Genomic DNA, 20,090 nt, shown 5'->3' with positions numbered 1-20,090 from the left:
CCGTGGACACCTCTATGGGCAACGCCCTTCCCCTTTCCGTTCTTCCCCAAGACCTCGCCGCCCGCATCGGCACGCCCCGTGCCCCGCTCATCCTGGATGTGCGCCGGCGGCCCCGCTTTGCCGAGAGCACGCACCTGCTGGCCAGCGCGCGGCACTGCACACCCGAAGACATTGCCGCCCTGGCCGCCGACGCCCCGCCCTGTGAGGCCGTCGTGTACTGCGTGTACGGCCACGCCGTGAGCCAGGAGGCTGCGGCCGTGCTGCGGCAGGCGGGCTGGAATGCCCGCTTCCTGGCGGGAGGGTTCGAGGGGGGCGAGCCCGGCGTCGACACGCCCGAGGACCTGGCCCGCTGGCGCGCCGTGCGGCCCCTGGCGCTGCGCAAGCGGCCCGACCTGGGGGTGGATGGCACGGCCCCATCGCGCTGGATCACGCGCGCGCGGCCCCAAATCGACCGCATTGCCTGCCCCTGGCTGGTGCGCCGCTTCATCGACCCGCGCGCGGAGTTCCTCTACGTGGAAGCGGCGCAGGTGCTGCCCGAGGCGCAGCGGCTCCATGCCGTGGCCTACGACATTCCCGGTGCGCCCATCACGCACGAGGGCGCGCTGTGCAGCTTCGATGCGCTGCTGGCCGCGTTGGGACTGCAGGCCGACCCGGCCCTGGCTGCGCTGGCCCGCATCGTGCGCGGTGCCGATACCGACCAGCTGCAGCTGGCGCCGCAGGCCGCAGGGCTGCTGGCCTTGTCGGAGGGGCTTTCGCAGCTGCACGCCAGCGACGACCTGGGCATGCTTGCGGCGGCCATGCCCGTGTACGACGCGCTCTACGCCTGGTGCCGCCAGGGGGTGACAGGGCCGCAGGAAAGCCACCACTGGGCGCCCGAAGGCATGCCAGCATGACCGATGTGAATGAAATGACCGACACGAGCAACGTGGCCACGATGGCCGACAAGGGCGACGGCGCCGCCGCCGATGCACGCCCCGCTGACGTGCCGTTCGCCCAGGCCCTGTGGTTCTGGCTCAAGCTCGGCTGTATCAGCTTTGGCGGGCCGGCGGGGCAGATCGCCATCATGCACACCGAGCTGGTGGAGCGGCGCCGCTGGATCAGCGAGAAGCGCTTTCTGCATGCGCTCAACTACTGCATGGTGCTGCCCGGCCCCGAGGCGCAGCAGCTGGCCACCTACATCGGCTGGCTGATGCACCGCACGCGCGGAGCTCTGGTGGCGGGTGGGCTGTTCGTGCTGCCCTCGCTGGTGCTGCTGATACTGCTGTCCTGGGTGTACATCGCCTATGGGCACCTGCCCGTGGTGGAGGGCATCTTCTACGGCATCAAGCCCGCGGTGACGGCGCTGGTGCTGCATGCAGCCCACCGCATCGGCACGCGCGCGCTCAAGAACCGTTGGCTGTGGGGCATGGCGGCGGCAGCCTTCGTGGCCATCATGGCGTTCAGCGTGCCCTTCCCGGCCATCGTGCTCGCGGCCGCGCTCGCCGGGCATGTGGCCGGGCAGCGCTGGCCGCAGCTGTTCACGGCCGGAGGCCACGGCAGCGCCCAGCGGGGCTATGGGCCCGCGCTGATCGACGACGACACCCCCACCCCGGCCCATGCCCTGTTCAGCCGCAAGCGCCTGGCGCAGGTGCTGGCCGTGGGCGGAGGCCTGTGGCTGGCGGCCATGGGGGTGCTGGTGGCGCTGGTGGGCTGGGAGGGCACGCTCACGCAGATGGGCTGGTTCTTCACCAAGGCGGCGCTGCTGACCTTTGGCGGGGCCTATGCCGTGCTGCCCTACGTCTACCAGGGCGCGGTGGAGCACTACCAGTGGCTCGATGCCAGGCAGATGATCGATGGCCTGGCGCTGGGCGAGACCACGCCCGGCCCGCTGATCATGGTGGTGGCCTTCGTGGGCTTTCTCGGCGGCTGGCTGCACAACGTGCTCGGGCCCGACGCGGCCTTCTGGTCCGGCGCGCTGGCGGCATCGGTGGTGACCTTCTTCACTTTTTTGCCATCGTTCGTGTTCATACTGGCCGGCGGGCCGCTGATAGAGACCACGCACAACCAGTTGCGCTTCACGGCGCCGCTCACGGCCATCACCGCAGCCGTGGTTGGCGTGATTTTGAATCTTGCCCTGTTCTTCGCCTGGCATGTCTGGTGGCCGCAGGGCTTTGCCGGTGGGGTGGACATCGCCTCCATCGGCATCACCGTGCTGGCCGGTGTGGCGCTGTTCCGCTTCAAGCTGGGGGTGCTGCCGCTGCTGGCCGGCTGTGCGCTGGCGGGCCTGGCCCTGCGCATGCTGGGCGGCTAGTCCTTCAGAAGTTCCTGCACCAGTGTGCGCACGATGGGCATGGCCGGGGCTTCGGCGCGGCCGGCCAGGGTGACCAGGCCGAACAGCGCGGTGGTGATCTCCCCGGGCACCATGGGCAGCTCCACCAGGTCGGGCGCGGCGGCGCGCACGGCCAGCAGGATGGCGTCGCTCTTGCGCACCACCTCGACCAGGCTCGGTATCTCTTCGCAGCGCAGGGTCACGCAGGCGGCGGGGTGGGCCTCGGGGCCGTAGGTTTCCATGAGCCGGCGCGCCACCTCGTCGCTGAGCGGGGTGGAGGCGATGGGATAGTCCTTGAGCATCTCGAAGCGCACGCCGCCGCGCTTGCGCAGCAGCGGGTGGCCCCGGCGGACCATGAAGGAGCCGCGGATCTCGCAGACCAGCTCGGTGCGCAGGTCGGTGGCGGGCTGCAGCGAGCGGGCGTCGATCACCAGGGCGTCGAGCTGGCGGTCACGCAGGGCCTGCACCAGCCGGTCGGTGCTGCCGCGCGAGATTTCCAGCGTGAGCTGCGGGTGGCGCGTGGCCACCTGCATAAGCAGCGGCGTCATCAGCAATGCGCCGGGGCCCGAGCCCAGGCCGATGCGGATGGCGCCGCCCTCGCCCTGCTGCATGCGCTGGCCCAGCGCGTGCAGCTCGGCGGCATCGTCCACCAGGCGCTGGGCGCGCTGCAGCACCTGGCGGCCAAAGGGCGTGAGTTCGCTGCGCCGGCCGATGCGGTCGAACAGCGGCAGGCCGAGCTCGTCCTCGATGGCGCGGATGCTGCGGCTGAGCGCGGGCTGCGTGAGGTGCATGGCCTCGGCCGACTTGCTGAACGAGCCGGTCTGGGCCAGCGAAATGAAGTGCCGAAGCTGCACCAAAGTCATGCCGATTGCCCCCTTCTGGTGCAAAAAAGTTGAATAACTTCAACTCATGCTAACCCACTTTGCAATGCATTGGACGCGCAGATAGGCCAATCCTAAGATGGCCCGACTGACCTGCCACAGCCCCTGACAAGAGAAGCGTGGCGGGACCAGGGGTGTCGAAGAAATGGAGACCATGGGATGCCATGGCCGCTTACCAATCTGTCTGCAAGGGATCGATCAATGAACACAACGATTGCGATGAAACGCCTGCTCGCCACACTGGCCGGGCTCACAGGCCTGGTGCTCGGCGCCAGCCCCCTGGCCGCGCTGGCCCAGGCACCCAATGCCTACCCCGCCAAGCCGGTAAGCCTGATGGTGCCTTACCCTGCGGGCGGCCCGTCCGACGCGATGGCCCGCATCCTCAACACCCCCATGACCCGCGAGCTGGGCCAGCAGGTGATCGTGGAGAACCTGGGCGGCGCAGCCGGCGCCATGGCCGCGCAGAAGGTGCTGGCCGCGCCGGCCGACGGGTACTACATCTTCCAGGGCTCGCCCAACGAGGCTATCCTGGCGCCGCTGGCCAATGCCGCAGTGAAGCTGCGCACGGAGGACTTCCGCCTGGTGCACCCGGTGTCCGACGCGGCCATGGTCTTCGTGACGCGCAAGGACCTGGGCGTGAACAGCGTGGACGAGCTGATCGCGCTGGCACGCACGCCGGGCAAGGACCCGCTGAGCTACGGCAGCGTGGGCATCGGCTCGCTGTACCACCTGATCCTGGAGAAGGTGCAGCAGACCACGCACACCACCATGCAGCACATCCCCTACAAGGGCAATGCGCCCTTGCTGCAGGACCTGGGCGGCGGGCAGCTCGACTTTGCGGTGCTGGTCTACAGCTCGGCCATGGGCGCCATGGCCGACCAGGGGCGGCTGAAGATCATTGCCCAACTGGGCGCGCAGCGCTCGGAGATGCTCAAGAACATCCCCACGGTGAGCGAGGGCAAGGCCCTGCCCAACTTTTCGTACAAGATCTGGACCGGCTTCATGGTGCCCAAGAAGACGCCCGAGCCCGTGGTTCAGCGCCTGCACCAGGCCATCGGCCGCGCGCTCAAGGACCCGACGGTGCACACCCAGTTGGCAGCGCAGTCCATGGTGGCATCGCCCGCAATGACGCTGGCCGAGTCCACCGCCTTCTTCGAGAGCGAAACGGCCCGCTACCGCGAGATCGCCCGCTCCATCAACCTGCAGCCGCAATGACGATGACGACGATGAACCGCAGCTTGTTCGACACCCTGCAGGAGCACGCGAGCGAGTTCATCGCCCTGCGCCGCGACATCCACCGCCACCCGGAGCTGGCCTTTGAAGAACAGCGCACGGCCGAACTGGTGGCGGAGCGGCTCACGCGCTGGGGCTACGCGGTGGAGCGCGGCATTGGCGGCACCGGGGTGGTGGGCAGGCTGGTGCGCGGCCAGGGCCCGCGCCTGGGCCTGCGCGCCGACATGGACGCCCTGCCCATCACCGAGGCCACGGGCGTCGCCTGGAGCAGCGCCCACCCGGGCGTGATGCACGCCTGCGGGCACGACGGCCACACCGCCATGCTGATGGCGGCGGCCTGGTACCTCGCGGAGCACGGCCAGTTCAGCGGCACGCTGAACCTGGTCTTCCAGCCCGCCGAAGAAGGCGGCGGCGGCGCGCTGCGCATGATGGCCGACGGTTTGTTCGAGCGCTACCCCTGCGATGCCGTGTTTGCCATGCACAACATGCCCGGCGTGGAACAGGGCCACCTGCTGCTGCGCGATGGGCCGGCCATGGCCTCGAGCGACTACGCCACCATCACCCTGGAGGGCGTGGGCGGCCACGGCGCCATGCCGCACGTGGCCATCGACCCGGTGGTGGCTGCGGCCAGCCTGGTGATGGGGCTGCAGACCATCGTCTCGCGCAATGTCGACCCGCAGCAGATGGCCGTGGTGACGGTGGGCGCGCTGCACGCCGGCCAGGCCAACAACGTGATCCCCGCCAGCGCCGTGCTGGAGATCAGCGTACGCGCCATGGACAGCGGCGTGCGTGCGCTGCTGGAGCAGCGCATCCGCGCGCTGGTGGACGCCACCGCCACGGGCTACGGCGTGGTGGCCCGCCTCGACTGGCGGCCGGGCTACGCCGTGCTGGTAAACACCCCGGCGGAGACCGAACTGGCGCGCGAGGTGGCCCTGGACCTGTTGGGCCCCGAGCGCGTGACGCTGCAGGCCGCGGCCCTGCCCGCCAGCGAGGACTTTGCCTTCATGCTGGAGAAGGTGCCCGGCTCCTACCTGCAGATCGGCAACGGCAATGCCCCCGGGGGCTGCATGGTGCACCACCCGGGGTACGATTTCCATGACGGCAACATCGTGGTGGGCGGCGCGTACTGGGTACGGCTGGCCGAGACCTTTTTGCCGCCGCAGTGACCGAGGGTGCACCACCTTTCGCCCATTGAACCAACCGCCAGGGAGCCCGACCGCATGTCCGCAGATTCGACCTTCGACGCCCGACCATCGCCCAGCCGCGTGCTCTCCATCGGCTCCGAGCGCATCTCGGTACACGACAGCGGCGGCAGCGGCCCGGCTGTGGTGCTGGTGCATGGCAACTCCTCCTCGTCGCGCGTGTGGGAGCCCCTGCTCACCGGCGAGCTGGGCAAGAAGTACCGCCTGATCGCGCCGGACCTGCCGGGCCACGGCCAGTCCGCCGATGCCGAGCAAATGGTGCGCAGCACGGTCTACAGCATTCCCGGCTATGCCGATGTGGTCCGCGCCGTGGCGGGCCAGATGGGGGTGGAGAACGCCGTGTTCGTGGGCTGGAGCCTGGGCGGGCATGCCGTGCTCGAAGCGGCGGCATCCCTGCCGCAGGCGGCGGGCTTCATGGTCTTCGGCACGCCGCCCCTGCCGTTTCCGCCCACGGCGGATTTCGGCGGTGCCTTCCTCAAGCTCGGCCTGGGCTTCGTCAAGGACTGGTCCGAGGACGACGCCCGCGCCTGGGTGGCCGACTACATGGCGCCCGGCGTGGCTGCAGCCGATTTCATGCTGCAGGACGCCCGCCGCACGGACGGCCACGCCCGCGCATCCCTGGCGGCAGGCATAGGCACCGTGGGCTATGCGGATGAGCTCAACATCATCGCCACCATCGGCCGGCCCCTGGCCATCGTGCAGGGCGCGCACGAGCAGATCGTGAACGCGGCCTACCTTGACGGCTTGGCCCCCACCATCCCTACCCTGTGGCGCGGCAAGGTGCAGGTGGTGGAAGGCGCCGGCCACGCCGTGCAATGGGAGAACCCGGCGCAGTTCGGCGCGCTGCTCGACGCCTTCGTGGCGGTTTGCCAGCGGGGTTGAGTGCCGCCCATAGGGAGCGCCTACCCTGCCGCCCCCAGCATGCCCGTGCGCGGGTGGCAGTTGAAGTATTCGAAATACTGCTCTGCCGCCGTGGCCACCGTGACCTCGTGGTAGAGCTTGAGCTGCGCCGCCGGGCCCATGGTGCCCAGGTACTTCATGGCCGCGCCAAAGATGGCCACGTGCGTGGGGTGCGATTCGGCCCAGCGCTCCAATGACGCGAGACTGCGCCACCAGCCCATGCCGAAGCTCTTGTCCATGGGCTTGCCTGCAGCATCCACCACGGCCATGTAGCGGTTGGCATAGCAGTCCACCTGGCGACCCTGGTCTTGCAGGAAGTCCATGCCGGCGCGCAGCACGGGCTCGACTTCCTCAGTGTACATGCGCCGCTCATCGCCCTCTGTACCGGTCCAGTCCTGGCCGGAGCGGATGAGGCACAGGTTCTCGTGCGGCAGCACGCGCTGGTGCAGGCCCTCGGTGACCACCTTCGGCGCCCCGGCCGGCGACATGCCACTGGTCTGCGACAGGGCCAGGCGGTCGCGCATGCCGCCCCAGTAAGCGTGCTCCTGGATGGGTTCGCCCAGGCCTGTGGAAACACCAGCCACGCCCTCGACCACATCGCCGGAGAACAGCGTCTCGAAGCGGTCCGCTGCGGGCTGCAGCACCTCGGTGAACAGGCCCAGCCCGGGCTCGTTGAACGCGCCGGATGCCCAGCGCTCGCCGTGCTCGGCAAACCAGGCCGCATAGGCGGCCGGGTTGTCCCAGTAGCCGATGGTGATGGTGTTGAGGTAGCCCGCCTGGTCCACGCACTGCGCGCGGTCCCAGTGGCCCGGGCCGTTGGCCGCGGCAAAGGCCTCGGTGATGCAGTGCAGCGCCCGGGCGGCCAATGCCGGCGCCGGTATGTCAGCCCGGTACTGGATGCCGAAGTACCCCATGACCACACGCGTGACTTCTGGGTGGTAACGCGCCACGGTGGCGGGGTATGGCGGCACATAGTCGTCGGGCACCCTGCGGTGGCGCAGGCGCGGGCATTGCAGGTGGGTGGGGATGGCGGATTCCATGGCGCGGCTCCGGTGCGCAATGCTCAGGACTCGGCCAGCACGAGTGCGGGCTCGGCGCTGGCTTCATTGGCCGCCGCTGCCGCCATGCCGGCGGGTACCTGCGAGACCACACGGTCGCCCGGCGTCTGGTTGAGCAGCAGCCGCGTGACGTCGGGCCGGGCGTAGTGGCCGGCAGGGTCGGCGGCGGTCTTGGCCAGGGAGATCGTGCCCAGGTCGATATCGGCAATCACCAGGCCTTCATCCTTCTCGCCCAGCGGTGTACCTAGCAATGCGCCGTCAGGGCCGTAGATGCGCGCAAAACCGCCGCCTTCGAGCAGCAGCTGGCGCTGCAGATCGTCGGTGCAGAGCATGGCGTGCATGTCCTTTGACACGGTGGCGCATGGCGCGACGACGAAGCAGCCGCCTTCGACCGCGTAGATCTGGCTTGCGGCATTGTTGACCTCGGCCCCCAGGGCGTTGGCCGCACCCCGGTACAAAGAGAAGCTGGGCCAGGCGCCGATGTGGATCTGCTCGTTCTGCGCGTACATGGCGTACTTGCTCAGGGGCTGCAGGTGCTCCCAGCAGGCGAGCATGCCGACATTGCCGATGGCGGTCGGCATGACCGCCAGGTCGCTGCCGTCGCCCTCACCGAACACGGTGCGCTCCACGTGGGTAGGCTTGAGCTTGCGCCGCGTCTTGACCACGCGGCCCTGATCGTCGAACAGGGCCTGGGCGATGTAGAGGCTGCCGCCGGCACGTTCGCTGTAACCGGTGGACATCCAGATACCGATGTCGCGTGCGGCCTGCGCCAGGCGCTGGAACTCGGCCGAGCCGACCACCAGCGAGTTGTCGTTGTAGCGCTGCACATACTGCATGCCCATGGCGGGCGAGTTGAGCCAGATCCACCAGGGGTAGCCGGGGATCCACGTTTCGGGGAAGGCCACGAGTTGCGCGCCCTGCCTGGCCGCCTCCTTCATCAGCGCAATGGTCTTGTCGATGGTGGCGTCGAGGTCGAGGAACACGGGCGCGGCCTGGACGGCGGCTACGCGCAGCTTGGGGTGGAGGGTGGCGGGCATGGATGGGTCCTGTCGATCAAGTTGAAGGGGGGCTGGGGCCGTGCGCGGGCAATGCCTGCTGCGGTTCCCGAATGCTCGGGCCGAAGCAGCGCGCCGTCTTGCCTGTGGGTCTCGCGGCTCTTGCCGTAAAGCCACGCGGACGGCGACTTGACTGAAAGTCTCCCAAGGCTTGATCCAGGCTCGCCACCTGGGGTTAACCGGCATAGGCCTTGCTTGAAGAATGGGCGCGCCCGGAGGATGATGGGTGCTTCCGCTCCCTTCCTCCCCATGCCCGCTTGAGACCCCGCCATGAGCCAACTCTTGAGTACCGACCCCATTGCGCCGCGCGACCGGCTGGCCTACTGGACCGACATGATCTGCACCACCTACGTGCAGCTCGAATGCGATGCGCCGCGTGGCGACCGCTTTGGCGGCTCCATTCAGAGCCACCACCTGCCGGGGCTGGACCTGTCGGTGGTGCGCTCCTGCGCGCAGCGCGTGGTGCGCACGCCGAGCTTCATCTCACGCGCCACGGACGACTGCTTCATCGTGAGCCTGCAAACCAAGGGGCACGGCGTCATCTCCCAGGACGGGCGCGACGCCGCCGTGGCCCCCGGCGACTTTGCGCTGTACGACAGCACGCGGCCCTACACCCTGCAGTTCAGCGAGGACTTCGAAGAGATCGTGCTCAAGCTGCGCGGCGAGCAATTGCGTGCGCTGGTGGCGGGTACCGAGCAGCTTACGGCCACCACCGTCTCGGGCCGCAGCGGGGCCGGGCACCTGATGGCCAGCATGGATACCGCCTTGCGCGGCGAGGTGGACACCCTGCCCGCCGCCTCGGCCGCTGCCGTGGCCAGCGGCGTCATCAGCGTGCTGGTGGCCGGCCTGCAGTCGCTGCCCGCCTGCAGCCGGGCCGAGCCCTCGACCATGGGTGCCTACCATGTGGCGCGCATCAAGCGGCACATCGATGGCCGGCTGCGCGACCCGGCGCTGACCATCGAATCCGTGGCCACCGACCTGGGCATGTCCAGCGGCCACCTGCACCGCCTGTTCAAGGCCGAGCCGCAGTCACCATCGCACTACCTCTGGGGCCAGCGCCTGGATGGCGCGAGCCGCGAGTTGCTGGATGCACGCCGCACGAAGACCTCGGTGGCGGAGATCGCGTTCGGCTGGGGCTTCAACGATGCGGCGCATTTCAGCCGGGCGTTCAAGGAGCGCTTCGGGCAATCGCCACGGGGGTGGCGGGCACAGGGGCTGGCTGAAATCAGGGGCTGAGCGTTGGCACAATCGGCCCCATGCATGAACTGAATGCGGAAGATTTCCACCTACTGACCCCGCTGCTCGATGGGCTCCACGCGGGCACCGAGATCATGGGTGCCGTGCTGTCGGGCCACACCCGGGGCCGCATCTTTGTCCCGAAAGACGGCGACCTGCGCGCCGCCTTTGTCTACGACAACGGCTTTTGCGTGCTGGCGGGCGAGCGGCCCGACACGCCATTTGCAACGGCCTGCCTGGACTGGCTGCAGGCGCCTGCCCAGCAAGACTTCTTCATTCTGTACCCGGGCCATGCCGCCTGGGAGCAGGTGCTCGACCAGCGCCAGGCGCAAGGCGTGCAAAAGCTGCAGCGCGTGGCCTTCTCGTACGACCGCAGCCGCTTTGCGGCGCAGCGCACCGAACAGCCCCTGCCGCCGGGCCATCGCCTGGTGCCCCTGGATGCCCAGCTGCTGCGGCACCTGGCCGATGGTGGCCAGTACCCCTTTGCGTCCGGCATGTGGGCCTCCGATGCGCAGTTCGAACGCGATGGCGTCGGTTTTTGCGTGCTCCACGAGAGGCGGGTGGCCAGCCTGTGCTACTCGGTGTTCGTGAAGGGGGCGCGGCACGACATCGACATCTGCACCTTTGACGGTTACCGGCGGCTGGGCCTGGCCAGGGCTGCAGCCACGGCGTTCATCGATGCGTGCCTGCGGCGCGGGCTGGAGCCGGGGTGGGATTGCTTCAAGGGCAACCGGGCCTCCTACGAACTGGCCCAGGCCCTCGGATTCAAGCCGGTCCACGAGTTTGCGGTTTACTCCTGGAATCTTTCCAGCTGACAGAAGGAGAAGGTCGATTCACCCCAGCGACGGCCCCACCAGGTGCAGTTCGGCAAACGGCATGTGGTGCATCAGCTCGCGCAGCAGCAGCAAGGTGGTGGCGAACTCCACGCTCTCGGGCAGGCCCTCGCTGGCAGCGGGCCGGCCTTCGGACACGACGGCCAGGCGCTGGAACAGGCGCTCCATGGCGTCCAGGGTGAGCAGCATGGCGGGTGCACGGGGCAGGCCGGCCAGCTCAGCCAGGGCCACCAGATGCGCGTCGGTAGACCACCAGGCCCTACCCCGCGCATTGCCCTGCGCAGCGTACTGCCGGTGGGCCAGGTAGACCTCGTCTTCGACGCTGGCGATGGCGTTTTCCAGCTCCAACGGGGTCGGTATGTCGCGGCGGAAGAATGCGCGAGCGGTCTTGTGCGTGCCCAGGGCCAGGGTGATCGCGGCACCATGCGGGGCAGCGCCGGCGGGGTCCACTGGCACGATCAGCGTGCGCTCCGGCCCCAAGTACAGCAGCGTGAGAGGCCGCCCCGGCACGGAGTGGGCCTGCAGCAGTTGCAGGTCGCAAGCCGTGTCGAGGGCTGTGGCGCCATCGGTGGCAGGAAGCGGGTAGCGAGCGAACATGGCGTGGTCCTTCACCCTTGGCGCGGACCGCCCTCACCGCTGCCGCCATAGCTGCTGCCGGGCCCGCCAGACTGCTGGATGCCCGGCTGGTCGGCCTGTTGCTGGGCCCGCGCGAGGGCGGGCACGTAGTGCATGCGGTGGTGCATTTCCACCGTGAGGCTTTCGATGCGCTCGCTGAGCTTCTTGGTCATCTCGGTCAGGCGGGTGTTCTGCTCCAGCAACTCGATCAACTGGGCGGTGTTCTGGGTGGCAATCGCCTGGCGCTGCTCGGTGGCTCGGGCCAGGTCTTCACGGTGCTGGGCATCGGCATCGGCAAGCGCCTTGTCGCGCTCGGCCTGGCGTGTCTGCGCCAGCAGGATCAGGGGGGCGGCATAGGCCGCCTGCAGGCTGAACGCCAGATTGAGCAAGATGAAGGGGTAGGCATCGAATTTGGCAACGCCCGTCATGTTGGCGATGATCCAGACTGCGACGAATGCGGTCTGCGCGGCCAGAAATTTGGGGGTACCGAACACGCGTGCAAAGGCTTCGGCCTTGCGCGCGAAGCCGTCGTTGCCGAAGGCCGGGGACAGATGCTCATGCTTGCGCAGAAACCGCAGGTGATCGACCACGGGAGGCGAATCCTTGGCGGGAGCGGTGGACGCTGTACCGGGGACGGTGGATGTTGTCGTCATGCGAAGGACCTCATGCAAGCGGGGGAACAGAACTGGGCGCGCCATACGGCACAGGGTTGGTGCCACTCTACCCTGCAGTGCCCTGCCCCCTGGGAGCCTTCAAGTTCTGTGCCAGCAGGCGCGGGGATTGCGCGGGCAGTACGGCCGCCCCACTCCTGCCGCCAAACCGTGACTTTTGTGGCAATAACGCCGGCGGACTTCCAGCCCATCCACCTAAAACGGCGCCGCCCCATGGTGTGATGCGCGGCGGTGACCAGGGGGCGCTGCGCAGCATGGCCGCGCAGCCCCCTTCCCGCCGACAGGGGATGCCAGCGCGCGCCTACACGCGGCGGCCAGTGCCCTCACTACATTGACCACACCGCCGCAGAACAGGCTGCGCCCGCCCCAATGGCCGGCCCATGCCAAGGACTGCGACGAACCCCTCAGCCAGGGACAACACCATGCCTGACACGATTGAACTGCGAGCCATGCGAGACACGCCAGAACAACATCCACAGCACGCCGCCACCGCTGCCCGCACCGGTGCGGCGCGCTCTGCCGGCCGCCGCTTCCTGCCCAACACCATTGGCGTGCTGGCACTGGGCGCGGTGCTGTTCTTCACGGCCTGCTCCACGCACCCACCTGCCGGTATTGAGCCGGTGGCGGGCTTCGACGCGCAGCGCTATGCAGGCCAGTGGTACGAGGTGGCCCGGCTGGACCATTCGTTCGAGCGCGGCCTGCAGCAGACCACGGCCAACTACCTCCCCAACCCGGATGGCACCATCCAGGTGATCAACCGCGGTTTCGACCCCGGCCGGGACCGCTGGAAAGAGGCCGAGGGCAAGGCCCGCTTTGCCGGCGAGTCCGACAAGGGCGCCCTCAAGGTCTCGTTCTTCGGCCCCTTCTACGGCGGCTACAACGTGGTGGCGCTGGACCCGGACTACCAGTGGTCCATGGTGGTCGGCTCCAACCGGGGTTATTTCTGGATCCTGTCGCGCACCAAGACACTGCCGCCCGGCGTGCGCGAGCAATTGCTGGCCAAGGCCCAGGCACTCGGGGTGCAGGTGGACAAGGTGCTGTGGGTAGCGCAGGATGGCCCGGCTCCGGCAGCCCAATCGAAGAGTTGAGAGACCCCACACCGCACTAAAGTTTTGCGCCCACCCTGCCGATAAGGGAGGCATGCAAGTCTCCTCCTCATCATCGGCCGGCAAGGTGTCTTCGTCCAGCAGCGGCGGCGGCAGCGAGATCGGCAAGCTGCAAAAGCAGCTGCAGTCCCTGACCGAAGAACTCAAGAACGTGGCCACCTCCGACATGGACGCCAAGGCCAAGAAGGAGAAGGTCAAGCTGCTGCAGGCCCAGATCCAGATGGTGCAGGCGCAGATCGCTGCCATCCAGCGCGCGCGGCAGCAGGAACAGCAGGCCGCACAGGCCCAGAAGGCCGAGGTGGCAGCCCAGGCCGCACGCGAGCAGCGCGCCAAAACCGAAACCCAGGCCTCCACCAGCCTGGGCAGCCAGCTCGATACCTACGCCTGATCCCTCAGGGTCGACCAGCAGGAATGCCGAACTTTCGCAAGCGGTAGGCCAGCGTGGCGCGGCTGATGCCCAGCAGGCGGGCGGCAGAGGCCACATTGCCGGCGGCGCTGTGCAGTGCCTGGCGCAGCAGTTGGGCCTCGGCCTGGTGCAGCGGGGCCACCCCGGGCATGGCCGCTGCAGCGGCCTGGGTTGCCGGGGGGCTGCCCCCCGCCCAGGGCATGTGCAGGGTTGCGGTGGTGTCGGCACCCAATTGCAGGGACATCACGCCGGTGCCAGGCTGCTCGCCACTGCTAAACAGGTGGTGGGGCGCGATGGGTTCGCCATCGTTAACGAGGATCACACTGCGCTCGATGAGGTTCTGTAACTCGCGGATGTTGCCCGGGAAAGGGTAGTTGAACATGGCCTTCACGGCCGCCTGGCTGAAGCCCGGGCCCTGGCGCCGGTGCTTGCGCTGGTAGTGCGCGAGAAAGTGCCCCATCAAGAGCGGGATGTCATCGCGCCGGTCGCGCAGCGGCGGCAGGTGGATGGGAAAGACGTTGAGCCGGTAATACAGGTCTTCGCGGAAGCTGCCCTCGCGCACGGCCTGGCGCAGGTCCACATTGGTGGCGGCCACCAGGCGCACGTCCACCGTGATGGTGCGCGTGCCGCCCACCCGCTCGATCTCTCCCTCCTGCAGGGCCCGAAGCAGCTTGCCCTGCGCCACCAGGCTGAGGGTGGCGATCTCGTCCAGGAACAGGGTGCCGCCGTGGGCTCGCTCGAACCGCCCGGGCCGCGATGCCCCCGCGCCGGTATAGGCGCCGCGCTCCACACCAAACAGTTCGGACTCGACCAGTGTCTCGGGGATCGCGGCGCAGTTCAGCGCCACCAGGGGCTGGGCCTGGCGCGGGCTGATGCGGTGCAGCATGCTGGCAAACATCTCCTTGCCCACGCCGGACTCGCCGGTGAACAGCACGGTGGCAGCCGTGGGCGCCACGCGTTGCAGCATGTGGCAGGCGGCATTGAAGGCCGATGAGGCGCCCACCATGGTGGCACCATCGGCGGCGGGAGCCCCTGCCAAGGCCACCGAACCCGGCGAAGCCCCCAGGGTGCCCTTGCGCGATGGCGCCCGGGCCGCAGCGGGCGGGGTGCCCACGAAGTCCTGCGCGTTCAGGTAGAACAGGTCCTGCCCGGGGTCATCCCAGCGCTCGGCCGACTTGCCGATGACGCGGCAGTGCGCCGAGCCCGAGGAGCGGCACTCCACCTCGCGGAACACGATCATGCGGCCAAACAGCGTGCTCACATAGCCCGTGGCGTAGCCCACCTGCATCCAGCAGGCCGGAGACCCCCCCACGCCATAGGCGGCGATGTGCTCGTCGTCCTCGCTGGAGTTGTGCCAGATGAACTCGCCTTCGTAGTCACCGGTCTCGGCGTCGTAGCGCACGTGGACCACCTCCACCTGGACCACCCCTTCCAGCGCATGCAGGCGGGTGCCGGCGATGGCGGCGGCCGGGGGATCGGCGTCGGGCCACTGCTGGCGCACCATGCGCGCATCGCGCGCGCCACCGACGTAGCCGGCGCGGGTGAGCAGGCCGCGCGCCTTGTCCAGGCCAATGCTGTCGATCAGCTCGCGCCTGAGCGAGCCCAGGGCCTCGGAGTGCAACAGGATCATGCGCTGGTCCTGCAGCCAGATGCGACCGTCTCCCGGCGAGAAGAACAGGCATTCGCTGATGTCCGCCACCGTGGGGTGGGCATGCTGGCTCACGCCCACGGTGTCAAACCCGCCCAGCGCGGCCGGCAGCGCAGGCCCCGGCAATCCTGCGGCCTGGCCGGTGGCGGTGCTGCGGTTCAGGTCGGCCAGGGAGACACGGCGTCTGGGCATGGTGGTTACCAGGAAGTGATCGAAAAGTGATCATTTGAGCAATTGCCATTGCCCAAACTGCTTATTAATAGTAACTATTTTTGCGCAAAAAGTCGCCCGATCCAGCCGCTTGGATGCCTAGGGAAAGTCCGTAGCCTCGCCTCTCAAAAAGCAGGTGCCAGAGGCTGTTTTCGGCCGCCTTGCCCAGAGGGCTGGTACGCCCGTTGCAAATCCCTGTGCAGTTGCCGCCACAGTGCGCGCCGATTCTTTCAACCAAGGAGCAATGCAATGGGTGTTTCAGAAAAACCAGGCCTGCTGGACAACCGCCTGTGGGCGGGCAAGGCCTTCGACGGGGCATGGACCACGGCGCTCAAGGAGGTGCGCGACGTGGTGGAGCCGGCCACGGGCCAGGTGCTCGGCCGCGTGGGCATTGCCAGTGCGCAGGACATGCAGGCCGCCATCGGCCTGGCGCACCGGGCGCAGCCGGCCTGGGCAGCGCTGGGCCCGCGCGAGCGCGCCGCCATCTTCCACCGGGCGGCCGCCGTGTTCCAGCAGCACTTTGACGAACTGGCGCTGGCGATTGCCCGCGAAACCGGAGGCATTCTGGCCAAGGGCCAGCACGAGGTGCGCGAGGCCATCACCCTGTGCCAGTTGGCCGCCAGCCTGCCCATGCAGGCCCAGGGCCAGGTGCTGCCCAGCACCCCGGGCCGCCTGTCGATTGCGCGGCGCGTGCCGCACGGCGTGGTGGGCGTGATTTCGCCATTCAACTTTCCGCTCATCCTGGGCTTGCGCTCGGTGGCCCCGGCCCTGGCGCTGGGCAATGCCGTGGTGCTCAAGCCGGACACGCGCACCCCCGTGAGCGGTGGCTTCATCATGGCCCGGGTGTTCGAAGAGGCCGGGCTGCCCGCCGGCCTGCTGCAGGTGCTGCCGGGCGACGCGGCTGCGGGCGAGGCGCTGGTGGTGGACGAGCGCGTGCCCATGATCGCCTTCACCGGCTCGCCCGCCGTGGGCCGCCGCATCGGCGCGCTGGCCGGGCAGCACCTCAAGAAGGTGTCGCTGGAGCTGGGCGGGGCCAACAACCTCATCATCCTGGAAGACGCAGACCCCGATGCTGCCGCCAGCGCAGCCGCGTTTGGCGCGTGGTTCCACCAGGGCCAGATCTGCATGGCCGCCAACCGCATCCTGGTGCACGAGTCGATTGCCGACGCCATCCTGCAGCGCCTGGTGGGCAAGGCCACCCACCTGCCCGTGGGCGACGGCGCCAGCGGCCAGGTGGCCCTGGGGCCGATGATCGATGCCAAGCAGCTCGAACGCTTTGACCGGGTGATTCACGACAGCATCCAGCAGGGCGCCAGGCTCGAAGCGGGTGGCACCTACCGTGGGCTGTGCTACCAGCCCACGGTGCTCTCGGGCGTCAGGCCCGGCATCCGTTCGTTCGACGAAGAGCCGTTTGGCCCGGTGGCCAACCTCGTCACCTTCCGCACCGATGACCAAGCCGTGGCCCTGGCCAACACCAGCCAGGGGGGCTTGTCTGCCGCCGTCATCAGCCCCAGCGTGGGCCGCGCCATGGCCATCGGCCAGCGCCTGCGCGCCGGCATGGTCCACATCAACGACCAGACCGTGAACGACGACTGCACCAACCCCTTCGGCGGCCCCGGCCTGGGCGGCAACGGCGGCAGCGTGGGCGGGCCGGCCGACATGGATGAGTACACGCAGTGGCAGTGGATCACCGTCAAGGACACGCCGCCGCCCTTCCCTTTCTGACCGACAAGACGGCAATTGCTTTTCACAAAAAACATCCACAGGAGACAAATTCATGGCATTGCACAACAAGACCATCGTCGTCACGGGCTGCTGCTCGGGCATTGGCGCCGACTTCGCCAAGCTGGCGCGCCAGCAGGGCGCCCGCGTGATCGGCGTGGACCGCAACGCCCCCACGCTCACCCTGGACGGCTTCATCCAGGTGGACCTGGGCGACCCCGCAGCCATCGACGCCGCCGTGGCGCAACTGCCCGCGCAGGTGGACGCGCTGGCCAATATTGCCGGTGTGCCCGGCACCGCGCCCGCCGAGCTGGTGGGCCGGGTGAACTACCTGGGGCTGCGCCACTTCACGCAACGCGTGCTGGAGCGCATGCCCGAGGGGAGCTCCATCGTCCACATCGCCTCCATCCTGGGCGCCCAGTGGCCCGAGCGGCTGGAGCAACACCGCACCCTGGGCGCCACCACCAGTTTCGAAGCGGGCGCTCAGTGGCTCGCCAGCCACCCGGTGCCTCAGGAGACCTGCTACCAGTATTTCAAGGAGGCGCTGATCGTCTGGAGCGCCACCCAGTCGCAGAAGATCTTCATGGAGCGCGGCGTGCGCATGAACTGCGTGGCCCCGGGCCCGGTGTTCACCCCCATCCTGGGCGACTTCGTGCAGATGCTGGGCCAGGAGCGCGTGGAGAAAGACGCGCACCGCATGAAGCGCCCCGCCTTCAGCGACGAGGTGGCGCCCGTGATCGCCTTCCTGTGCAGTGACGCGGCGCGCTGGGTCAGCGGCATCAACCTGCCCGTGGACGGCGGGCTGGCCTCGACCTATCTCTGATCGAGGGGATTGCCCATGTCCGCACAACAACTTGAGGCCATCCTGCAGATGGCCGCGCAGAACCCGCCACCTGCACAGGCCAGCCCCGCGCAACTGCGCGCCTGGTTTGATGCCAGCAACTCGCAGATGCCCCTGGCCCAGGGGCTGGCCATAGAGAGCCTGCGCATCCCGGATGCAGCCGGCGGCAGCATGGCGGCAGAGCTGCTGGGCACGCCGCAGGCCGACCCGCGCAAGCTTGTCATCTACTACCACGCGGGCGGCTTCGTGTTTGGCTCGCTGGCCTCGCACCGGGCGCTGTGCTCCTACCTCGCGCAGTTCAGCGGAGCCCGGGTGCTCAATGTGGACTACCGGCTGGCCCCGGAGCACCCGGCACCTGCGGCGCACGACGATGCCTTTGCGGCCTACCAGTGGGCGCTGGCCAACGGCTACGCCGCGTCGGCCATTGCGCTGGCGGGGGACTCTGCGGGCGGCAACCTGGCCTTGTCCACCGGGGTGCGCGCCCGCAACCAGGGTCTGGCCCTGCCGGCGGCCATCGTGGCGCTGTCACCGGCCCTTGATCTGGCATCCGAGGGCGAGTCGCACCGCACGGTGGATGACCCGTTCATCACCCGCGAGCTCATGGGTTTCTTCAACGCCATGTATGTGCCCGGTGGCGATGTGCGCTCACCCACCGTCACGCCGTTCTACAGCGCCGAACTGCAGGGCCTGCCGCCCGTGCAACTGCAGGTGGGCAGCCGGGAGCGGCTGCGCGACGACGCGGTGACCATGGCAGCGCGCCTGAAGGCGGCGGGGGTGGAGGTCGAATGCACGGTGTGGGACGGCATGGTGCACTGCTGGCAGCTGTTTGCGCCCGTGCTCGATGAAGCCCTGGCGTCGCTGGAGCAGGCCGGGCGCTTCATGGCCGCACGCCAACGCAGCAGCGCGGCGTGATGCGACGGCGCACTGGCTTCCCCAAGGACTGACCATGACGACACGACCTACCGGCACCGGCCGGGGCGCGAGCCTGCGCAGCGCAGGGGTTGCGGTGCTGCTGTGCGGCGCCCTGCTGCTGCCCGCAGCCCATGCACAGGAGACGCACCGCCCCATCAAGGTGGGTGCGGTGAGCGCCCTGAGTGGGCCCCATGCCTTCCCGGAGTCGTCGCAGGCGGCCAGGGCCTATCTGGACGCGGTGAATGCCACCGGGGGCATACGGGGCCGCCGCGTCGAATACCTCTCGCTCGACGAAGGGAGCACGCCTGCCACGGCGGCGGCCGCTGCGGGCCGGCTCATCAACGACCCCGAGGTGGTGGCCCTGGCGGGCAGCTCCGGGCTGCTCGACTGCGCGGCCAACGCCTCCCGCTACGAGGCCGGCCGGCTGATGTCGCTGCAGGGCGCATCGGTCGCACCCGCCTGCTTCAGGTCGTCGCATGTGGTGCCGCTCAACAACGGGCCCTATGTCGGGCTGGCCAGCGCCGTGCTGTTCGCCCGCACCACGCTGCGCAGCACCAGGCTTTGCGCGGTGGCGCTGGATCTGCCGGGCATGGTGGAGGGCTACCGGCAGGCCCTCCGTCGCCTCGCCAAGGCGAAAGCCATGGAGGTGCCGCTGCTGCAGACCCTGGGGCCGGAGCAGGACCCTGCGCCCCTGCTCAGGACCTTGCAGGGGCAGGGGTGCGACACCGTGGTCTTCACCGGGCACGAGGACGCCGTGCTGCGCTGGAGCGGGGCCGTGCATACCCTGGGAGGGCGCGGCATGGCCTTCATCTACCTGACCCCGGCCTACACCGACCGGGTGGCCCGGGCGCTGGCGGCGCACGACGGCACGGTGTACGTGATGGCCGAGTTCGAGCCGTGGAAGAGCCGGTCGCTGCCGTCCCAGGACTGGCGGCGCCTGATGCAGGAGGCCCGGTTGCCGCTGAGCTCTCTGTCCCAGGGTGGCTATGTGGCGGCCCAGATCCTGGTGCGGGCCCTGCGCCAGATCGAGGGCCCCATCACCCGGGAGACGGTGACCCGTGCCTTGCAACAGATGCCGCCCACCAGCCATCCCCTGCTGGGAATGCCGTTCGAGATCGGCAACCGCCGGGCCCACAACCCCAACCGCACGGCCCTGCCGCTCAGGCTGCAGCAAGGCCATTGGTACATCGCCACCCCCGCCTGGATTGAAGTGCCCGAGCTGTTGGCGCCCTGATGCCCCCAAAAAATGAATT

Annotated in this window: 19 protein-coding genes; 13 read left to right on the top strand and 6 right to left on the bottom strand. The window is 68.9% G+C overall.

From position 1 onward, the window contains the following. Positions 1-2: 2 nt before the first annotated feature. Both ACSQ9E_RS09515 and chrA read left to right on the top strand, forming a co-directional pair. Positions 3-893 (top strand): chromate resistance protein ChrB domain-containing protein, encoded by an 891-nt coding sequence (locus tag ACSQ9E_RS09515; RefSeq protein ID WP_436217561.1) that lies wholly within the window; start codon positions 3-5, stop codon positions 891-893. Between the two features lie 41 nt (positions 894-934). Beyond that, positions 935-2,290 carry a chromate efflux transporter gene (chrA, locus tag ACSQ9E_RS09510; protein WP_436220206.1) on the top strand — a complete coding sequence of 452 codons (1,356 nt, stop codon included), beginning with the start codon at positions 935-937 and terminating at the stop codon, positions 2,288-2,290. On the opposite strand, the gene ACSQ9E_RS09505 is transcribed toward chrA, so the two are convergent. Beyond that, entirely contained in the window at positions 2,287-3,171 is an 885-nt protein-coding gene (locus ACSQ9E_RS09505) for a LysR family transcriptional regulator (protein ID WP_057206917.1), read from the bottom strand. The two genes, chrA and ACSQ9E_RS09505, sit on opposite strands and share 4 nt — an antisense overlap. A gap of 219 nt (positions 3,172-3,390) precedes the next feature. Here ACSQ9E_RS09505 and ACSQ9E_RS09500 point away from each other — a divergent pair, with 219 nt between their 5' ends. The 3 genes from ACSQ9E_RS09500 to ACSQ9E_RS09490 are packed head-to-tail and all read left to right on the top strand — an operon-like array spanning position 3,391 to position 6,506. Beyond that, entirely contained in the window at positions 3,391-4,404 is a 1,014-nt protein-coding gene (locus ACSQ9E_RS09500; protein WP_428000389.1) for a tripartite tricarboxylate transporter substrate binding protein, read from the top strand. A 2-nt stretch (positions 4,405-4,406) separates the two neighbouring features. Then, positions 4,407-5,588, top strand: coding sequence for a M20 aminoacylase family protein (locus ACSQ9E_RS09495; protein WP_436217560.1), 1,182 nt, complete (start codon positions 4,407-4,409; stop codon positions 5,586-5,588). A gap of 54 nt (positions 5,589-5,642) precedes the next feature. Continuing rightward, on the top strand, positions 5,643-6,506 hold the full coding sequence (locus ACSQ9E_RS09490; protein WP_436217559.1) for an alpha/beta fold hydrolase: 864 nt from the start codon (positions 5,643-5,645) through the stop codon (positions 6,504-6,506). A gap of 20 nt (positions 6,507-6,526) precedes the next feature. Here the strand turns inward: ACSQ9E_RS09490 and ACSQ9E_RS09485 are convergent, their stop codons facing one another. Both ACSQ9E_RS09485 and ACSQ9E_RS09480 read right to left on the bottom strand, forming a co-directional pair. Continuing rightward, positions 6,527-7,564, bottom strand: a complete 1,038-nt coding sequence (locus ACSQ9E_RS09485; protein ID WP_436217558.1) for a phenylacetaldoxime dehydratase family protein — start codon at positions 7,562-7,564, stop codon at positions 6,527-6,529. Positions 7,565-7,587: 23 nt separating this feature from the next. After that, entirely contained in the window at positions 7,588-8,619 is a 1,032-nt protein-coding gene (locus ACSQ9E_RS09480) for a carbon-nitrogen hydrolase family protein (protein ID WP_436217557.1), read from the bottom strand. Between the two features lie 288 nt (positions 8,620-8,907). On the opposite strand from ACSQ9E_RS09480, the gene ACSQ9E_RS09475 reads away from it, so the two are divergent. Both ACSQ9E_RS09475 and ACSQ9E_RS09470 read left to right on the top strand, forming a co-directional pair. Then, on the top strand, positions 8,908-9,873 hold the full coding sequence (locus tag ACSQ9E_RS09475; protein ID WP_436217556.1) for a helix-turn-helix domain-containing protein: 966 nt from the start codon (positions 8,908-8,910) through the stop codon (positions 9,871-9,873). A gap of 20 nt (positions 9,874-9,893) precedes the next feature. Next, complete coding sequence (locus ACSQ9E_RS09470) at positions 9,894-10,688, top strand: GNAT family N-acetyltransferase (protein WP_436217555.1); 795 nt, start codon at positions 9,894-9,896, stop codon at positions 10,686-10,688. Positions 10,689-10,706: 18 nt separating this feature from the next. On the opposite strand, the gene ACSQ9E_RS09465 is transcribed toward ACSQ9E_RS09470, so the two are convergent. Together ACSQ9E_RS09465 and ACSQ9E_RS09460 are read right to left on the bottom strand one after the other, a co-directional pair. Further along, positions 10,707-11,303 (bottom strand): hypothetical protein, encoded by a 597-nt coding sequence (locus ACSQ9E_RS09465; RefSeq protein WP_436217554.1) that lies wholly within the window; start codon positions 11,301-11,303, stop codon positions 10,707-10,709. Between the two features lie 11 nt (positions 11,304-11,314). After that, a complete protein-coding gene (locus tag ACSQ9E_RS09460) occupies positions 11,315-11,974 on the bottom strand; it encodes a DUF1003 domain-containing protein (protein WP_082604450.1) in 660 nt (219 codons plus the stop codon). A 440-nt stretch (positions 11,975-12,414) separates the two neighbouring features. Between ACSQ9E_RS09460 and ACSQ9E_RS09455 the strand changes: the two genes are divergently transcribed. Next, positions 12,415-13,080 carry a lipocalin family protein gene (locus ACSQ9E_RS09455; RefSeq protein ID WP_436217553.1) on the top strand — a complete coding sequence of 222 codons (666 nt, stop codon included), beginning with the start codon at positions 12,415-12,417 and terminating at the stop codon, positions 13,078-13,080. Between the two features lie 52 nt (positions 13,081-13,132). Beyond that, entirely contained in the window at positions 13,133-13,486 is a 354-nt protein-coding gene (locus tag ACSQ9E_RS09450; protein WP_082604452.1) for a FlxA-like family protein, read from the top strand. Positions 13,487-13,490: 4 nt separating this feature from the next. Here the strand turns inward: ACSQ9E_RS09450 and ACSQ9E_RS09445 are convergent, their stop codons facing one another. Then, positions 13,491-15,344: a sigma 54-interacting transcriptional regulator gene (locus ACSQ9E_RS09445; RefSeq protein ID WP_436217552.1), complete on the bottom strand. Its 1,854-nt coding sequence runs from the start codon at positions 15,342-15,344 to the stop codon at positions 13,491-13,493. 267 nt (positions 15,345-15,611) lie between these two features. Between ACSQ9E_RS09445 and ACSQ9E_RS09440 the strand changes: the two genes are divergently transcribed. The 4 genes from ACSQ9E_RS09440 to ACSQ9E_RS09425 are packed head-to-tail and all read left to right on the top strand — an operon-like array spanning position 15,612 to position 20,071. Beyond that, positions 15,612-17,087, top strand: coding sequence for a benzaldehyde dehydrogenase (locus ACSQ9E_RS09440; protein WP_436217551.1), 1,476 nt, complete (start codon positions 15,612-15,614; stop codon positions 17,085-17,087). A gap of 52 nt (positions 17,088-17,139) precedes the next feature. Next, positions 17,140-17,907 carry a coniferyl-alcohol dehydrogenase gene (locus ACSQ9E_RS09435; RefSeq protein WP_436217550.1) on the top strand — a complete coding sequence of 256 codons (768 nt, stop codon included), beginning with the start codon at positions 17,140-17,142 and terminating at the stop codon, positions 17,905-17,907. A gap of 15 nt (positions 17,908-17,922) precedes the next feature. Beyond that, positions 17,923-18,837 carry an alpha/beta hydrolase gene (locus tag ACSQ9E_RS09430; protein WP_436217549.1) on the top strand — a complete coding sequence of 305 codons (915 nt, stop codon included), beginning with the start codon at positions 17,923-17,925 and terminating at the stop codon, positions 18,835-18,837. Positions 18,838-18,871: 34 nt separating this feature from the next. After that, the gene (locus ACSQ9E_RS09425) at positions 18,872-20,071 is read left to right on the top strand and encodes an ABC transporter substrate-binding protein (RefSeq protein ID WP_057268841.1); all 1,200 of its coding nucleotides are present in this window, start codon (positions 18,872-18,874) and stop codon (positions 20,069-20,071) included. Positions 20,072-20,090 lie beyond the last annotated feature (19 nt).

Source organism: Acidovorax sp. LjRoot118 (genome assembly GCF_964253575.1).
GTDB lineage: Bacteria > Pseudomonadota > Gammaproteobacteria > Burkholderiales > Burkholderiaceae_C > Acidovorax.
The sequence above is the reverse complement of the archived record's forward strand: the minus strand, read 5'-3'. Positions and strand labels throughout refer to the sequence as shown.

Excerpts from the sequence above, each read along its gene's own strand:
- ACSQ9E_RS09485 (WP_436217558.1), bottom strand. The coding sequence starts at position 7,564 with ATGGAATCCGCCATCCCCACCCACCTGCAATGCCCGCGCCTGCGCCAC.
- ACSQ9E_RS09475 (WP_436217556.1), top strand. The coding sequence starts at position 8,908 with ATGAGCCAACTCTTGAGTACCGACCCCATTGCGCCGCGCGACCGGCTG.
- ACSQ9E_RS09480 (WP_436217557.1), bottom strand. The coding sequence starts at position 8,619 with ATGCCCGCCACCCTCCACCCCAAGCTGCGCGTAGCCGCCGTCCAGGCC.
- ACSQ9E_RS09495 (WP_436217560.1), top strand. The coding sequence starts at position 4,407 with ATGACGACGATGAACCGCAGCTTGTTCGACACCCTGCAGGAGCACGCG.
- ACSQ9E_RS09425 (WP_057268841.1), top strand. The coding sequence starts at position 18,872 with ATGACGACACGACCTACCGGCACCGGCCGGGGCGCGAGCCTGCGCAGC.
- ACSQ9E_RS09455 (WP_436217553.1), top strand. The coding sequence starts at position 12,415 with ATGCCTGACACGATTGAACTGCGAGCCATGCGAGACACGCCAGAACAA.
- ACSQ9E_RS09465 (WP_436217554.1), bottom strand. The coding sequence starts at position 11,303 with ATGTTCGCTCGCTACCCGCTTCCTGCCACCGATGGCGCCACAGCCCTC.
- ACSQ9E_RS09500 (WP_428000389.1), top strand. The coding sequence starts at position 3,391 with ATGAACACAACGATTGCGATGAAACGCCTGCTCGCCACACTGGCCGGG.
- ACSQ9E_RS09450 (WP_082604452.1), top strand. The coding sequence starts at position 13,133 with ATGCAAGTCTCCTCCTCATCATCGGCCGGCAAGGTGTCTTCGTCCAGC.
- ACSQ9E_RS09470 (WP_436217555.1), top strand. The coding sequence starts at position 9,894 with ATGCATGAACTGAATGCGGAAGATTTCCACCTACTGACCCCGCTGCTC.
- ACSQ9E_RS09505 (WP_057206917.1), bottom strand. The coding sequence starts at position 3,171 with ATGACTTTGGTGCAGCTTCGGCACTTCATTTCGCTGGCCCAGACCGGC.
- ACSQ9E_RS09460 (WP_082604450.1), bottom strand. The coding sequence starts at position 11,974 with ATGACGACAACATCCACCGTCCCCGGTACAGCGTCCACCGCTCCCGCC.
- ACSQ9E_RS09430 (WP_436217549.1), top strand. The coding sequence starts at position 17,923 with ATGTCCGCACAACAACTTGAGGCCATCCTGCAGATGGCCGCGCAGAAC.
- ACSQ9E_RS09445 (WP_436217552.1), bottom strand. The coding sequence starts at position 15,344 with ATGCCCAGACGCCGTGTCTCCCTGGCCGACCTGAACCGCAGCACCGCC.
- ACSQ9E_RS09435 (WP_436217550.1), top strand. The coding sequence starts at position 17,140 with ATGGCATTGCACAACAAGACCATCGTCGTCACGGGCTGCTGCTCGGGC.
- ACSQ9E_RS09490 (WP_436217559.1), top strand. The coding sequence starts at position 5,643 with ATGTCCGCAGATTCGACCTTCGACGCCCGACCATCGCCCAGCCGCGTG.
- ACSQ9E_RS09440 (WP_436217551.1), top strand. The coding sequence starts at position 15,612 with ATGGGTGTTTCAGAAAAACCAGGCCTGCTGGACAACCGCCTGTGGGCG.
- chrA (WP_436220206.1), top strand. The coding sequence starts at position 935 with ATGGCCGACAAGGGCGACGGCGCCGCCGCCGATGCACGCCCCGCTGAC.